At 58.9% G+C, this 16,101-nt stretch carries 15 protein-coding genes; 14 read left to right on the top strand and 1 reads right to left on the bottom strand.

Features of this window, described 5'->3' with window-relative positions:
* The first annotated feature begins 270 nt into the window (after positions 1-270).
* The 14 genes from RBB32_RS10980 to pdeM all read left to right on the top strand — a co-directional run bounded on the left by RBB32_RS10980 (position 271) and on the right by pdeM (position 15,400).
* Positions 271-483 (top strand): Flp family type IVb pilin, encoded by a 213-nt coding sequence (locus RBB32_RS10980; RefSeq protein ID WP_306152753.1) that lies wholly within the window; start codon positions 271-273, stop codon positions 481-483.
* 229 nt (positions 484-712) lie between these two features.
* Positions 713-1,585, top strand: a complete 873-nt coding sequence (gene cpaB / locus RBB32_RS10975; RefSeq protein WP_306152752.1) for a Flp pilus assembly protein CpaB — start codon at positions 713-715, stop codon at positions 1,583-1,585.
* A gap of 201 nt (positions 1,586-1,786) precedes the next feature.
* Positions 1,787-3,205, top strand: coding sequence for a type II and III secretion system protein family protein (locus RBB32_RS10970; protein WP_306152751.1), 1,419 nt, complete (start codon positions 1,787-1,789; stop codon positions 3,203-3,205).
* A gap of 17 nt (positions 3,206-3,222) precedes the next feature.
* A complete protein-coding gene (locus RBB32_RS10965; protein ID WP_306152750.1) occupies positions 3,223-3,891 on the top strand; it encodes an OmpA family protein in 669 nt (222 codons plus the stop codon).
* Positions 3,892-4,156: 265 nt separating this feature from the next.
* On the top strand, positions 4,157-5,380 hold the full coding sequence (locus RBB32_RS10960; protein ID WP_306152749.1) for an AAA family ATPase: 1,224 nt from the start codon (positions 4,157-4,159) through the stop codon (positions 5,378-5,380).
* 18 nt (positions 5,381-5,398) lie between these two features.
* Complete coding sequence (locus RBB32_RS10955) at positions 5,399-6,835, top strand: CpaF family protein (RefSeq protein WP_306152748.1); 1,437 nt, start codon at positions 5,399-5,401, stop codon at positions 6,833-6,835.
* A gap of 5 nt (positions 6,836-6,840) precedes the next feature.
* Positions 6,841-7,809, top strand: coding sequence for a type II secretion system F family protein (locus tag RBB32_RS10950; protein ID WP_306152747.1), 969 nt, complete (start codon positions 6,841-6,843; stop codon positions 7,807-7,809).
* Positions 7,810-7,821: 12 nt separating this feature from the next.
* Positions 7,822-8,802: a type II secretion system F family protein gene (locus tag RBB32_RS10945; protein WP_306152746.1), complete on the top strand. Its 981-nt coding sequence runs from the start codon at positions 7,822-7,824 to the stop codon at positions 8,800-8,802.
* 13 nt (positions 8,803-8,815) lie between these two features.
* Entirely contained in the window at positions 8,816-9,373 is a 558-nt protein-coding gene (locus RBB32_RS10940; protein ID WP_306152745.1) for a tetratricopeptide repeat protein, read from the top strand.
* Positions 9,374-9,403: 30 nt separating this feature from the next.
* Positions 9,404-10,249 carry a lipopolysaccharide assembly protein LapB gene (locus RBB32_RS10935; protein ID WP_306152744.1) on the top strand — a complete coding sequence of 282 codons (846 nt, stop codon included), beginning with the start codon at positions 9,404-9,406 and terminating at the stop codon, positions 10,247-10,249.
* Positions 10,250-10,273: 24 nt separating this feature from the next.
* Complete coding sequence (locus tag RBB32_RS10930) at positions 10,274-10,807, top strand: prepilin peptidase (RefSeq protein ID WP_306152743.1); 534 nt, start codon at positions 10,274-10,276, stop codon at positions 10,805-10,807.
* A 121-nt stretch (positions 10,808-10,928) separates the two neighbouring features.
* A complete protein-coding gene (locus tag RBB32_RS10925) occupies positions 10,929-12,242 on the top strand; it encodes an ATPase (RefSeq protein ID WP_306152742.1) in 1,314 nt (437 codons plus the stop codon).
* Positions 12,243-12,281: 39 nt separating this feature from the next.
* Entirely contained in the window at positions 12,282-14,741 is a 2,460-nt protein-coding gene (locus tag RBB32_RS10920) for a ligase-associated DNA damage response DEXH box helicase (protein WP_306152741.1), read from the top strand.
* Positions 14,738-15,400: a ligase-associated DNA damage response endonuclease PdeM gene (gene pdeM / locus RBB32_RS10915; RefSeq protein ID WP_306152740.1), complete on the top strand. Its 663-nt coding sequence runs from the start codon at positions 14,738-14,740 to the stop codon at positions 15,398-15,400. The genes RBB32_RS10920 and pdeM overlap by 4 nt, the downstream gene beginning before the upstream one ends.
* Here the strand turns inward: pdeM and RBB32_RS10910 are convergent.
* Entirely contained in the window at positions 15,397-16,065 is a 669-nt protein-coding gene (locus RBB32_RS10910; RefSeq protein ID WP_306152739.1) for a LytTR family DNA-binding domain-containing protein, read from the bottom strand. The genes pdeM and RBB32_RS10910 overlap by 4 nt on opposite strands.
* Between the last annotated feature and the right edge of the window lie 36 nt (positions 16,066-16,101).

Below are 16,101 nucleotides of genomic sequence, written 5' to 3'. Positions count from 1 at the left end.
CCTCATGCCTCCCCAAGGCAAACCCACAACCCCAAAAAGAATCTCGATACAAGAAAATTTTTTAAATCATTATTTTTCAATGACTTAAATGAAGACACTCCAAAAAAAGATAGGTTCACGAAAATCGTTCCATTCAAGACAAAATCCTGCCTGATTTCGCTGGCTATATCTGCTCATACCGAGACGGCAGAGGGCCAAGAGAGAGGCGGCCCAGCAATCTGACGGAACGGTGAGAAACCTAAAGTAACCGATCCTTTGGAGGGACCAACCATGATCAAATTCTTCAAGAACTTCCGCAAAGACGAAGACGGCGCCGTAACTGTTGACTGGGTCGTTCTGACCGCAGCTGTTGTTGGCCTGGGCGTTGCCGGCATCTCGCTCGTCAATGACGGTATCACCGACCTGGCGACGAACATCCAGACCGGCCTCGACGGCACCACCGTTGACTCGCCCGACATCGGCTTTGCCGATGACGGTGAATAAGCCGACCTTCACCTAAGGTGACATAGCTCTAGGCCGCAAATCGTTGATTTGCGGCCTTTTGTGTCCACGCCCGGCCGCTTGCAGCATAGCAATGCAACGCACGGATGCTGAAGATGTCCTGAAACAGACATTCGGCATCCCTCATTTCGCCACATTATCCATCTAGTTTTTCACGCATCAACATGGGCGTCGTGGCCCTTGAAACGCAGCAACCTTGAAAGGAAAGGCCATGAGATTGGTTTTTGGACTGGTGCTAATTGTCGGGATCGGCCTTGCGGGTTTCGCGGTCTATATGGCCAAGAACTATATTCAAGGCTATCAGGCCCAACTTGCACAGGAACGCGCACAGCGGGCGCCGGAAATCGACACGGTCGAAGTTTTCGTTGCAACCGGTAATCTGAAATACGGCCAGCGCCTCATGAAAAAACACGTTCGCCTGACCAAGTTCCCCAGGCAGGCGCTTCCCAAAGGTGTCTTCACAAGCGAAGGCGCCCTTTTCCCCGAAGGCGATGACGAACCTCGTTCGGTTCTGCGGGCAATGGCAACCAATGAACCCATTCTCGCCAGCAAAGTCACCAATGCAGGCGAAGAGGCCGGGATCACATCGCGCCTTGAACGCGGCGAACGCGCTTTCGCCATCAAGGTCGATGTCTCAAGCGGGGTCTCCGGCTTTTTGCGCCCCGGTGACAAGGTCGATATCTATTGGACCGGGGATATCGGTCGCGGTGGCGTGCGCACGGAAAACAACTCGACCGGCGAGGTGACGAAGCTTATCCAAACCGGCGTGCGCCTGATCGCGGTTGACCAACTGGCCGATGTCGACCTGACCGAAGCCATGATCGCCCGCACCGTAACCGTCGCCCTGCAGCCACAGCAAGTCGCGGCATTGGCACAGGCCCAATCGACGGGGCGCCTGTCCTTGTCCCTTGTCGGGATCGAAGACGATACCGTGGCCGAAGCGATTGAAATCGACCAGCGCCAGCTTCTTGGAATTGCCGAGGCAACGCCGCAGGCCGAGCCAAAGGCGCGCGAAGAAGTCTGTACCATCCGTACACGGCGCGGTGCCGAAGTCATCATCAGCGAAATCCCCTGCACGAACTGATCGATCCACAAGCAAACGCCGAAAAACGGGGCGCTGATCACCAGCGCCCCGTCGTTTGTTGGCAACAGATTTTTCAAATTCACAACATTTCCACCCCAAAACCCATTGATTCTTGAAAAAAATTTCGAATTGCCGCAAACTGTCCCAAAATCCGGGCGCAAAGACCCGATAATTTGAGGCGTGATCGGAAAGGCAGGTCACATGAAAAAGTTACCTTTTGTGAAGGCGGCCCTGCTTGGGCTGGCTGTGGCATGTGGACCCATTGCGACCACGGCCATCGCAGAGAACATCACCGTGGTACGTAAAGGTGCCAACCGTGATCTCAGCGTTCCAATGAACCGCGCTGTCGTTGTCGAAAGCGATGTGCCGTTCGCCGAACTCAGCATCGCGAACCCGTCGATCGCGGATTTTTCAACGCTGTCGGATCGCACGATATACGTCCTTGGCAAAACGCCGGGCCGCACGACATTGACCCTGTTAGATGCCAATGGCCGGTTGATCACCAATGTCGAGGTTCGGGTTGCTGCGGACATCTCGGAATTCAAGGAACGCCTGCGCCAAATCCTGCCGGGCGAGAAAATCGAAGTTCGCTCGGCCAACGACGGTATCGTTCTCTCTGGCAGTGTCTCCAGCAACGCCCGCATGGATCGTGCCTTGGAATTGGCGCAACGCTACGCCCCGGAACGGGTTTCGAACCTCATGGTCGTATCCGGCAAGCAGCAGGTCATGCTCAAAGTGCGCTTTGCCGAGATGCAGCGCAGTGTCTCCAAGGCCCTGTCCACCTCGCTGGCCATTGACGGGCGCAGCGGCTCGGGTCTGGGCGCAATCGGCGGCACCAACAGCACGGCGACACAGGGCTCGATCCTCAACACCTTGAGTGGCGCTGTCCCGGCAACGACCACCAATAACGCAGCCTTCGCCTTCGGTTTCGATGTCGGATCGGTCGAGGTGGGTATTCTTCTGGAAGCCCTTGAAACCAAAGGCGTTGTTCGCACGTTGGCCGAACCGAACCTCACGGCCCTTTCCGGGCAGGAGGCAACCTTCTTGGCTGGCGGCGAATACCCGATTCCGGTCGCCCAGGACAATGATTCCACCACGATTGAATTCAAACCCTTCGGTGTGGAACTCAACTTCGTGCCGCGTGTCATCGACGACGACGTCATCAACCTTGAACTCGCGGCGGCGGTTTCGTCGATCGACCCGACAAATGGCATCACGACAAACGGCTTTACCGTCGATGCCTTCCGCCGTCGTGACACCTCGACGACGGTGTCGCTGCGCGATGGGCAAAGCTTTGCGATTGCCGGCCTTCTGCAAGACGATTTCCGCGACAACAATGGTCAGGTTCCTTGGCTTGGCGATGTGCCGATCCTCGGGGCCCTGTTCCGCAGTGCCGATTATGCCCGTTCGCAAACCGAACTGGTGATCATCATTTCGGCCCATCTTGTCACGCCTACCCGTGGCGAGGCGCTGGCCCTTCCGACCGATCGGGTCAAGCTGCCCTCCGAAAAGGATCTTTTCCTCAACGGGCGCGTGGCAAAACCCGTCAACCCGCAAAGCAAGGCCGGAGAAGTCGCAAAACAAGACTTCAGCGGCTCTTATGGGTACGTGATGGATTGATGGAAAGGCAGGGGCACATGAAACACCTTATCGCAACTGCGGGGCTTGTCGCCCTGACCTCCTGTTCCTCCCAACCCGGAGAGGTTTACCGCTCCTATACCCATGAGGCCGGCGCCCTGGTCGATAGTGGCAACTTCGGCAATGCCAACATGAATAACCACCTCGTGATGACCGGCGAGAAAAGCCATGTCTTCGACCTGTCGAACCGTTTTGCGAACGAAGTGCTCAGCACGGTGAACTTCGCCTTCAATTCGTCTCAACTCGACGCGGGCGCGCGGGATACCCTGCGTGAACAAGCACATTGGATCAAACAGTTCCCCGAAGTGCGTTTCCGCGTTTACGGCCATACCGACAAGGTTGGCTCAAGCGCCTATAACAAGTCGCTTGGCATGCGCCGTGCCAACACCGTGGTAAATTATCTCGTTAGCCAAGGCATAAGCCGCGCCCGCCTTGAAGCGGTTGTATCCTTCGGCGAAAGCCAGCCCCTGATCGTCACCCAGGGCCGCGAGCGCCGCAACCGGCGCACCGTGACCGAAGTATCGGGTTTCGTCAGATCACACCCCATCGTGATGCAGGGCAAATACGCCGAGGTCGTTTATCGCGAATACATCAATAGCGCGGTCCCGCCATCCGGTCTGACCAACGTCGAAAGCCAACAGGGGCTTGGCGTTGCATCGGGCGGCTGACCAAGGGCCTTTCGTTTTCTCCCTGTCCGGCCATGGCCGGGCCAACTAAAAAACCCGCCTCAACGGCGGGTTATTTTTTGTATCGGATCATCGCACAAATACGTTTTTTTAGCCCAAATGTTGCCAAGATTTTCGGCGAAGTTCTCTGCAGGCAAGAGAGTCTTCCGCCAAGGGAAATACCGGCCCCATGCTGACTGGATTCGAAAAATCCTCTCGCAGAAGGGCTGTCCAACGAGGAGATTCGGTAACAAACACGAGTGGTTCGATGGCACAAACAGAACTCAGCCCGATCGTCGCATGCACGATCAGTCGCGACGTCCAGAACTTCGACCTTCTGATCGAAGACATGGAAACCGCGCTCGGCGAATACTGGGGTGACCTCGGTTTCACCGAGGCTTTGGCCTTTTTCAATCAGCCCGAGGCCGAGTCTCTGGAGTTCGTGGCAATCGCGATTGATGAAACCGACGAGAACGAACTGGTCATGCTGGGCGAGGTCATCGGCCTCGCGAATGCGCGCGGCATCAAGGTGATTCTCATCGCCGAGGATGTCAGCCCCTCCGCCCTGCACCAACTTTTGCGCCAGGGCGCGCATGAGTTCGTGCCATACCCCCTGCCCGAAGGTGAACTGGAGGCGGCGATCGAGCGCTTGAGGAAAGTGGAAGAGGCCGCGCCGCAACCGGCGCATTCGCCGTTCAACACCTCTCAACGCGTGGGCGATGGCGTGCTTCTGGGCGTACAGCCGATCGCGGGCGGCACCGGTGCCACGACCCTTGCCGTCAACCTTGCCTGGGAACTGGCCACCGTTGAAAAAGAAAACTCCCCGCGGGTGTGCCTGATTGATCTTGGCCTGCAAACCGGCTCGGTCGCGACATACCTCGACCTGCCGCGCCGCGACGTGGTTTACGAGTTGTGGTCCGACACCGATTCAATGGACGAGGACATTTTCAAACAGGCGCTCACGACCTTTGATGACAAGCTTTGGGTCCTGACAGCGCCGTCCGATATGTTGCCGCTTGACCTGATCACACCCGAGGATGTCACGCGCGTTCTTGATATCGCGCGTCGGCATTTCGACTATGTGATCGTCGATATGCCCCCGACGCTGGTGCAATGGACCGAAACTATTCTCACCTCGGCCCAGATCTATTTCTGCACCCTCGAACTCGACATGCGCTCGGCGCAAAACGCCCTGCGGCTCAAACGTGCCCTGAAATCCGAGGACCTTCCGATCGAGAAACTGCGCTATTGCCTCAATCGCGCCCCGAAATTCACCGACCTGAACGGCAAAAGCCGGGTCAAACGCCTGAGCGAAAGCCTTGAAATCGGAATCGAGGTCCAGCTCCCCGATGGGGGGCGCCCGGTTTCGCAAGGCGCCGACCAAGGCACGCCGCTGGGCAATTGCGCCGCGAAAAACCCGCTTCGCAAGGAAATCGCCAAACTTGCCAGCTCATTGCATGCGCTTGGCAAGAACGACGCCGAAGCCGCCTAACAGAAGGGATGCACCGCGATGTTCTCGAAATATAAGAAAGCCGCCCCAGCACCCAAATCGGCACCGGCCCCCGCGCCGGTTGAAATGCCCAAGACAAAGCCGGTGGAACAGGCGCAATCGCTGCGTCGTCCGTCCCAGAAGGCGGCGGCCCGCCCCGTGGTCGAAGATAAAGAGCGTAAGCGCAAGGAACGGCTTGGCGAAATCAAGCTGGAACTGCACCGCGCGCTTTTGGACAACCTCAATCTCGCCGCACTCGAAAGCGCGACCGAGGCCGACCTGCGCGCCGAAATCAGTTCCATCGCGGGCGAGGTGCTGGAAGAACGCGGTATCGTTCTCAACCGAGAAGATCGCACCACCCTGACGCAGGAACTCTATGACGAAGTGCGCGGCCTCGGGCCGCTCGAAACGCTTCTGCAGGACGACACGGTCAACGATATTCTCGTCAACGGCCCACAACAGATTTTCGTTGAGCGCGACGGCAGGCTCGAATTGAGCGATGTAACCTTCAAGGATGAAAAGCACCTTCTGCGGATCATCGACAAGATCGTTTCCGCCGTGGGCCGCCGGGTTGATGAATCCAACCCCTACGTGGACGCGCGTCTCGCCGATGGGTCTCGCTTCAACGCCATGGTGCCCCCCATCGCGGTTGACGGCAGCCTCGTGTCGATCCGGAAATTCAAAAAGGACAAGCTGGGCATCGACGATCTGGTGAATTTCGGTGCCTTCTCCGAGGAAATGGCCGCCTATCTTCAGGCCGCTGTCGCCTGTCGTCTTAATATAATCGTTTCGGGCGGGACAGGGTCGGGTAAAACGACAACGCTCAACGCGCTGTCGTCATTCATCGACAATGCCGAACGCATCCTCACCATCGAGGATACCGCCGAACTTCAACTGCAACAGATTCACGTCGGTCGTATGGAAAGCCGCCCGCCCAACGTAGAAGGCAAGGGCGAGGTCAGCCCGCGTGACTGCCTGAAAAACGCCCTTCGGATGCGCCCTGACCGGATCATCGTGGGTGAGACACGTGGCGAGGAAGTCATCGACATGTTGCAAGCCATGAACACCGGCCACGACGGATCAATGACCACGATCCACGCCAACAACCCGCGCGACGGGGTCGCGCGTCTGGAAAACATGATCGCCATGTCGGGCATCGAGATGCCGATCAAGGCCGTCCGCAGCCAGATTGCCTCGGCCGTGAACCTGATCGTGCAGGCGTCGCGCCTTCAGGATGGCTCGCGCCGCATGACCTCGATCACCGAGGTGACCGGCATGGAGGGCGATGTGATCTCGATGCAGGAAATTTTCCGCTTCCAGCGGGTCGGCCTGACGCCCGACAACAAGATCATCGGCCATTTCACCGGCACCGGTGTGCGGTCGAACTTTTCCGAACGTTTCCGCCTGTGGGGCTACGACCTGCCCCCCAGCATCTATGAACCCATCGCCGCGGAGTAAAATTCATGAGCATCAGCGCAGAACCGATTATTTACGGTCTGATCTTCGTCGGGGTTCTGGTTCTCGTCGAGGGCCTTTACCTTACCGTCTTCGGTCGTTCGATCAGCCTCAACAACCGGGTGAACCGCCGCCTTGAAATGCTCGACAAGGGCGGCAACCGCGAAGAGGTGATGGAGAAACTCCGCAAGGAGATGCAACAGCACCTCAAGGCGCGTCGCGTTCCGCTTTACGCGATCCTTGCGGACAAGGCGCAAAAGGCGGCCATCGCCTTTACGCCCAAGCAGTTGATCATGATCATGATCGCCGTCAGCGTTCTGGCCTTCATCGGCCTGACTGTCGGCACCGCGACAGGCGCGGCGGTTCGGGCCGTTATCTCGGTTGCCATCGGCGTGGGCGGGGTCTTCACTTGGATCAACATGAAGGCCAAGAAACGCATGAGCATGTTCGAAGAACAACTACCCGATGCAATCGAACTCATGGTGCGCAGCCTGCGGGTGGGGCATCCGTTCTCCTCTGCGCTTGGCATTGTCGCCACCGAAGTGGCCGATCCATTGGCCTCCGAATTCGGCATGATCGCGGACGAAGCCGCCTATGGCCGTGACATGGGCGAGGCCCTCAAGGATATGGCCGAACGTCTGGACATGCAGGATTTGCGCTTTCTGGCAGTGGCCGTGACCATCCAACAACAATCCGGTGGCAACCTTGCCGAGATCCTCGATGGTCTGGCCAAGGTGATCCGCTCGCGCTTCCGCCTGTTCCGCCGGGTGAAGGCCATCACCGCCGAGGCCCAGTGGTCAGGCAAGTTCCTCTCGGGGTTCCCTCTGCTGGCCCTCGTTGGCATCAATATTCTTGACCCAAATTACTACGACGACGCGATGGAGCATCCTTTCTTCATCCCGGCTTGTATCGTCGTGGGCATTTTCCTGACCGTGAACCTGCTCGTCATGCGCGCGCTTGTGAACATCAAGGTGTAAAAGGATATCGCCATGCAATTCCTCACCAACATCCAACAACTCATGACCGATGTGCTTGGGCCCTTTGGCCCGCTCATCGTGGTTGGCACGCTCGGTGTTGTCCTGGTTCTGGTCACGATCCCCTTGTTGATCAAGGAATCGCAGGACCCGCTTGAAAAACTCAAGAAAAGCGCGCGCGACGAGAAAGTCGATCAACCCAAGAAAAAGCTGCGCTCAGGCACCCGCAACGAGAAGCTGGACAAATACGCCAACTTCCTCGAACCGCAGGATGCAAAACAGCTTTCACAGATGCGCCTGACGCTCATGCAGGCAGGCTATCGCGACCGCGATGCGGTGCGGTATTTCCACTTTGCACAGCTGACCCTGGCCTTGGGCCTGCTGGTTCTGGGCGTGCTTTATTTCATCATCTTCGTTTCCGGCGATGAAACCACGACACAGCAAACCCTGCTCTATATCCTTGCGCCGGGCGGCGTGGGCTACATGCTGCCCAAATACTGGGTCACCAAGCGCAAGCAGAAACGCCAGGAAGAAATCACCGACGGTTTCCCCGACAGCCTTGATATGATGCTGACCTGCGTGGAAGCCGGCCAATCCATGGACCAGGCAATCATCCGGGTGGCACGCGAAATTCGTGTGTCCTTTCCCGCGCTCTCCGAAGAATATGAAATCGTCGCACACCAGATCAAGGCGGGCCGCGACAAGCCTTCGGTTCTGCACGAAATGTCCGAGCGTTGCGGGGTACAGGATATCTCCAGCTTCGTAACGGTTTTGATCCAGTCGCAGACATTCGGCACCTCGGTCGCCGAGGCCCTGCGCGTCTACGCCGCCGAAATGCGTGACAAACGGGTCATGCGCGCAGAAGAAAAAGCCAACAAACTGCCAACCAAGATGACATTGGCCACCATGATGCTTACAGTGCCCCCACTACTGATCATTCTCGTGGGGCCATCGGTTCTGGGTATCATGGATCTCTTCGCGATGGCGGCCCAATAAAACCAAGGGTGCGATGATACGCACAAGCAGCATCTTGTTCCTGACACTCGCCCTGACCGGGTGCACCGGCCAGGGCGATGGTGTGTCGCGTGACAATCCCTATGCCCCGGGCGTGGCCCAGAACGGCGATGCGGTCGACGGCATGGTCGTCGGGCACCGCCTTATGGATGCGGGCGAATATGAACTGGCGATTGATGCCTATTCGCGGGCCGCTGTCACCCAAGGCATGACCGCCGAGGTCATCGCCGGTATCGGAAGCGCCAATCTTGGTTTAGGGCGTCTTGGCACCGCCGAACGCCTTCTGCGCGACGCGATCGAGAAAGACGAAGACGTGCCGGAAGTCTGGAACAACCTCGGCGTAGTGCTCATGGAACGCGGCAAAACCGCCGAAGCGGCACAGGTTTTCCGTCGCGCATATGCCATAGACAATGGCCAAAGTGACTCAATTCGCGACAATTTGCGGTTAGCACTCGCAAAATCGGATAATTCCGATTATGGTACTGAAAACGAACAAGACTACAAATTGGTACGGCGTGGCAGCAGTGACTACTTGATACGCAAGATACCATGATCGAGGCGAAGGCAGTAAAAGGACGCAAAGATGCGCCACCCTATTCTTCTTTCTGTATGCGTTGCAGGCGCGTTCTCCCTTTCGGCGTGCTCTGAACCCAGCGGGCAAGACGTGGATCGTGCCTTTCAGGGCGTGAATGTCGTTGACGAAACCAACCTCAACGATGTGATGTTGACGGTGGCAGACCCCAACGAAGCAGTGGCCTACTTCCAGCGCGCCGTCGGCGAACAGCCCAATCGCATCGACCTACAGCGTGGCCTTGCAAAATCCCTCGTCCGCGCCAAACGCTTTACCGAGGCCGTCCCGGCATGGAAACGCGTGACCGAACATAAGGATGCAACCGACGACGACAGCGTCGATTTCGCCGATGCCCTGATCCGCAACAATGAATGGGAACGCGCCGATACCGTCCTTGATGGCATTCCGCCCACGTTTGAAACCTTCAAGCGTTACCGGCTTGAGGCGATGATCGCCGACAGCAACCAGGAATGGAAAAAGGCCGATAGTTTCTATGAAACGGCCGTGGGCCTTACCACGCGACCGGCGGGGGTGATGAACAATTGGGGCTATTCGAAACTCACCCGCGGTGATTTCGCCGCCGCCGAACGCCTGTTCTCCGATGCCATCCGTCAGGATGAAAGCCTCTTTACCGCCAAGAACAACCTCGTTCTCGCGCGCGGGGCCCAGAAGAAATACTCGCTTCCCGTGATGCCCACGTCGCAAGAGGAACGCGCGCAACTGCTCTACACGCTTGCGCTTTCGGCCGTCAAACAGGGGGACACCGGCATAGGCAAAGGCCTCCTGCGCGACGCGATTGATACACACCCGCAGCACTTCGAAGAGGCCGTACGCTCGCTTCGGGCGCTCGAAGGGTAACTTCGCGGGCGAAGGATAAGGGTCATGCAGATTGATGCCTCTCAGGCCACGCTTTTCGCGCTGTTTTGCGTGCCGATCTGTATTTTCACCTTCTATGTGGATCTCAAGCACAAGCGCATCTCGAACCTGACGGTCTGGGCGCTTTTTGCTGTCTTCGTGGCCATCGGTCTCGTCACACTGCCCTTTACCGATTTCCTATGGCGCTTTGCCGGCTATGCCATCGCCTTCGCCTATGGCTTTCTCATGTGGATGGCCCGCCAGATGGGCGGCGGGGATGTGAAATTCATGGCCGTCGCCGCGCTTTTCGTGCATCCCGGCGATATCGGACTGGTCATATTCCTGCTGATCGCCTCGATGATCGGGGCCAGCCTTGCGGTGCTGATTTCCTATCACACGCCGATCAAGAACCTCGCGCCCGATTGGGCCAGTTGGCAAGGCAAAGACCCCAGTAAAACCGAGTCCGTGGGCAAGGGCCAAAAATTCACCATTCCCATGGGCACCGGCCTGGGCCTTGCGCTTTCCAGCTATCTGGTGATGGGCGCCGTGCTTGGCCAGTAACGCACACCGATGCCCCGCCAAAGCCCGGCGGTGACCACATTTTTTCCAAAGTTTTCCTGCATCTTCCTTGGTGCGTCGGCCCCTCCGGCGCATGACACACGACAGGAAACAGGCCCATCGAATGAATATGCAAGTCACCCAAGGCGTACAGCCGCCGCCGCCGCCCGCCCGGCTTGAAGACATGCAACTTCCCATCGTGATGATGCGGGATATCCTTTTGAAAACCATGTTCCGCAAGAACCTGACCGAGGTTCCGGAACTTGCCGAGGCAGTTTGCCTGCCCCGTGCGGTCACGCAAGAACTCATCGACATGGCCCGCAAGCAAACACTGGTACAGGCCACCGGCACGCTCAACGCCAACAATTCAGGCGGTGAAATGGGCTATGAGCTGACCGACGCGGGCAAGAACCGCACGCTCGACGCGCTCGCCCAATCGGAATATTTCGGCGCGATGCCCGTTCCACTGTCGGTCTATCGCGAACAGATCAAACGCCAATCAATCCGCGATATTCAGGTCACACGCGATGATCTGACCGGCTCCATGGGGCACCTCGTACTGCCCGAGAACCTGCTCAGCAACCTTGGCCCGGCGGTATCCTCGGGGCGGTCGATCCTGATGTACGGCCCACCGGGCAACGGGAAATCCAGTATCTCCAACGGTATCCGCGACGCCATGGGCGACAAGATCTATGTTCCCCGCGCCATCGAGTATTCCGGCACCGTGATCACCGTCTATGACCCCATCGTGCATTCAAAGGCCGAGGTCGAAGTGGACGACCCCAACTCGCTGCGCCGCAAACGCACCTTCGATAACCGTTACGTGCGCTGCGAAAGGCCCACGGTGATCACCGGGGGGGAACTGACGCTCGATATGCTCGATCTGGTCTATAACCCCACGGCCCGGACCTATCAGGCACCGCTACAACTCAAGGCCACCGGCGGCATTTTCATCGTTGACGACCTTGGCCGACAGGCCGAGCCGCCACAGTCCCTCGTCAACCGCTGGATCGTCCCGCTGGAAGAAAACAAGGACATCCTTGCCCTGCAATCGGGTGAGAAATTCGAAGTCCCCTTCGACACGCTGGTCATCTTTTCGACCAACTTCCACCCCAACGAAATCTTCGACCAGGCCGCCCTGCGCCGGATCTTCTTCAAGATCAAGATCGACGGCCCGAGCCAACAGGATTTCCTCAAGATCTTCGCCATGGTCGCCAAGAAAAAGGGCATGGCATTGGACGAGGCCGCCTTGGTGCATCTGCTCAAGGTGAAATACCCCACGATCCAGAACATCTATGCTAACTATCAGCCGAACTTCCTGATCGACCAGATGATCGCGGTCTGCGATTTCGAAGGCATCCCCTATCAGATGACCCCGGAACTGATTGATCGGGCCTGGGCCAATATGTTCGTCAAGGACGAGACAATCGTGAAATAACGGCTGGTCCGGTATTGCGCATTCCCCTACCTCTAAGACATGCGCAGGCTTCCGGATAAATTTCAGCACTGGTTTTCCGATCGTGGCTGGTCCATTCACCCGCACCAGCAAGAGATGCTGGACCACGCCGCCGATCCCGCAACGCTTCTCATCGCGCCGACAGGCGGCGGCAAGACATTGGCCGGGTTCCTGCCAACGCTCGTGGAACTGTCGGAACACCGGCGTGATACCGACACCATTCATACCCTCTATATTTCGCCGCTAAAGGCGCTCGCGGCGGATATAAAACGCAACCTGATGACCCCGATTTCCGAGATGGACTTGCCGATCCGGGTCGAAGACCGCACCGGCGACACCCCCGCCAGCCGCAAGCGACGACAGCGCGCGGCGCCCCCCGACATTCTGCTTACTACCCCGGAAAGCCTTGCATTATTAACATCTTACGAGGATGCACCGCGCACGTTCGCGGGCCTTCAGCGGGTGGTCATTGATGAAATCCATGCACTGGCCGAGTCCAAACGCGGCGATCAATTGATGCTTGCCCTCTCGCGGTTACAGGCGCTTTGCCCCGACCTGCGGCGCGTGGGCCTCTCGGCAACCGTGGAAGACCCTACAGCCATCGCCAAGTTTCTGGCCCGCCACCCTGATCCCTGCCATATTCTCACCGCCGATCCCGGGCCTGATCCGGATATATCGATGCTCGATATTTCCGATGCCACACCGCCATGGGCCGGGGGTGGGGCGGCCTATTCAATCCCCGCGGTTTTGAACGAGGTCAAGCGCCACAAGACCACGCTGATCTTTCACAACACACGCGCGCAGGCGGAAATTTTCTTTCATAATCTGTGGCTTGCCAATGACGAGGGGCTGCCCATCGGTATCCACCACGGCTCACTGGATCGCGGTCAGCGCGAAAGGGTTGAGGCCGCCATGACCCGTGGTGAGCTGCGCGCCATCGTCTGCACCGGCTCGCTTGACCTGGGCATCGACTGGGGTGATGTCGACCTTGTGATCCAAGTGGGCGCGCCCAAGAACGTCAAACGCCTCGTCCAGCGTATCGGCCGCGCCAACCACCGCTACAACGCGCCCTCAAAGGCCCTCCTCGTGCCTGCCAACCGGTTCGAGGTGATCGAATGCCAAGCCGCGCTTGAAGCGGTACAAGCCCATGATCTGGATGGCGAAACGCGCGGCCCCGGCCCATTGGATGTGCTTTGCCAACATATCCTGATTATCGCCTGCGCCGGGCCGTTCGATGCCGACACCCTGTTCAACGAGCTGCGCACCGCCGGCCCCTACTCCACCCTATCCCGCGCGGATTTCGACGACTGCCTCGCGTTTTGCGCCACCGGCGGCTACGCCCTGCGGGCCTATGATCAATGGCAGCGCCTCAAGCAATCGCCCGACGGCCTCTGGCACCTGCGCGACCCGCGCAGCGCGCGCCTGATCCGCATGAACATCGGCACCATTCAGGATACCGATACCCTCAAGGTGCGCATGCGCCGCACCCGCGGCGGCAAACCCCTGGGTGAAATCGAAGAAGGCTTTGCCGCCTCGCTCACCCCCGGCGATACCTTCCTCATCGGCGGGCAGGTCGTGCGCTTTGAATCCTTGCGCGAAATGGTGGTCGAGGTCAGCCGCGACAAGGGCCGCCAACCCAAGATCGCCACCTTCATGGGCACCAAGTTCGCCACCTCCACACAGCTTAGCCAGCGCATCCTGCAGATACTCGACCAATCCGACTGGCCCGAGTTGCCCACCCAAACCCGCGACTGGATCGCCCTGCAAAACAAGCTATCGCAGCTTCCCCAAGATCGCCGCCTGCTGATCGAATCCTTCCCCCATGAGGGGCGCGAACATACCTGCGTCTATGGCTTTGCAGGCCGCAATGCCCAACAAACCCTTGGCCTCATCCTCACCAAGCGGATGGAAGAACTGGGCCTTGCACCGCTTGGCTTTGTCTCAACCGATTACGCCACGCTGATCTGCGGGCTTGAGCCACTCACCGATCCCGGGCCGCTATTTGACCCCGACGCACTGCGCGACGGGCTTGATCAATGGTTGGCCGGGAATGCCTTGATGAAACGCACGTTTCGCGCCTCGGCCACCATCGCCGGGCTGATCCAACGCAATACACCGCAGGCCCGCAAATCCGGGCGGCAAGCGACGTTTTCCTCTGATATCCTCTACGACACGCTGGCCAAATACGACCCCGACCACCTGCTGTTGCGCATCACCCGGCACGAGGCCATGCGCGGCCTCATCGACTTTGGCCGCATCGAACAGATGCTCGCCCGCATCGACGGGCGGATTGACCTTCGCCGCCTTGATCGTGTCACCCCTTTCGCCGCGCCATTGTTCCTTGAGGCCGGGCGCACCCCTATCGAGGGTGCTGCACAGGAACGGCTCTTGGCCGAAGAAACCGCGCGCCTGATGGAGACCGCAGGACTAACAGGCGAAAGCTTGCAATCCCCTGCCCCCCAAGGCAAGCCACGCGCATGAACGGGCATGACTTCACATTGGCAGGCGCGCGGTTGGTGGCGCTTGGCTCGGGCGCGCTTTTCTGGCCCGCGCAATCGCTTCTTTGCGTGTCGGACCTGCACCTTGGCAAATCCGAACGCCGCGCCCGCCTGGGGGAACCACCCCTGCCACCCTATGAAACCCGCGATACGCTGGAACGGCTTGAGGTGGACCTGAAAACCACCCGCGCCAGCACGGTGATCTGCCTTGGCGACAGCTTCGATGACAGCGCCGCGGCACAGGCTCTTTCCGAGTCCGAAAAACTTTGGGTCGCGGCCCTGCAGGCCGGGCGCCGCTGGGTCTGGATCGAAGGCAATCACGATCCCGGCCCGGTCGAGCTGGGTGGGACACACCTCTTTGAGCTGCCCTTGCCGCCGCTCACTTTCCGCCATATCGCGCAACCCGGCCACAGCGGTGAGCTTTCGGGCCATTACCACCCAAAGGTCACCATCCGTCCGCGTGGCCGCGCGATCACAAGGCCCGCCTTCCTGATAGATAGTGATCGGGTGGTCCTGCCGGCCTATGGCACCTATACCGGCGGATTGCGCAGCAACGATACCGCCCTGCAATCGCTCATGCGCCCCGAGGCCCTGGCCGTCCTTACCGGCCCGGTGCCGCATGTGGTGCCAATGCCGCGCTAGTAAAGGATGCCAGCCGCTTCAAGGTCTGGACGAAATTTGCGACTTACCGGCACCCTGTCTCCGTTCACCAGGACCAAGAAAACCTTTCCGGGCTGCCCTTTATCCAACTCGACAATGGCGTCCCGCGCCACCCAATGGGACCGGTGCGTGCAATAGCCCTCCACCGGCTCCATCTCGTCAATCGCATCACTCAGACGCATCCGCAGGGTTTCCTGAGCCTCGGTCGTCACAACATCCACATGGTGATCCCGGCTCGACAAACGAATGATCGTGCCCGTGGTCTTCTCCGACAAACGCCGCTGCAGCCTCGGTTGCCGTCCGGGCATCGCTGCCACCTCCTGTCGCGGGCTCAGGTAGGTACCATGCCCCGTCGCCACCGTATGGCGCCGGGTCACGAACACCAGCCCCGCGATCACGAAGGTGTTGACCGACACATCGAGAAACTGGACCGGCGGAATGCCTGACATGATATCGACCGTGCTCCGCAAGGCCCAGACCATCGGGGCAAAGACCAATGTCATCAAAAGCGTCGCGGCGACATCGAAGATCAGGGGATTTTGACGGCCGACAAATACCGCCACCACGGCATGGACAAGAAAACCGACAAGAATGGCGCCCGTCACCGTGCCAAGCCAATAAAGGGCCCGATCGGGCCATACCAACAAGGCATGCGTTCCAAACGGACCGGCAAGAATAGCAAT

Origin of the sequence: Roseovarius sp. MMSF_3281 (assembly GCF_030733685.1) — a bacterium.
Lineage (GTDB): Bacteria > Pseudomonadota > Alphaproteobacteria > Rhodobacterales > Rhodobacteraceae > Roseovarius.
This window is presented reverse-complemented; position numbering and strand designations above follow the sequence as displayed.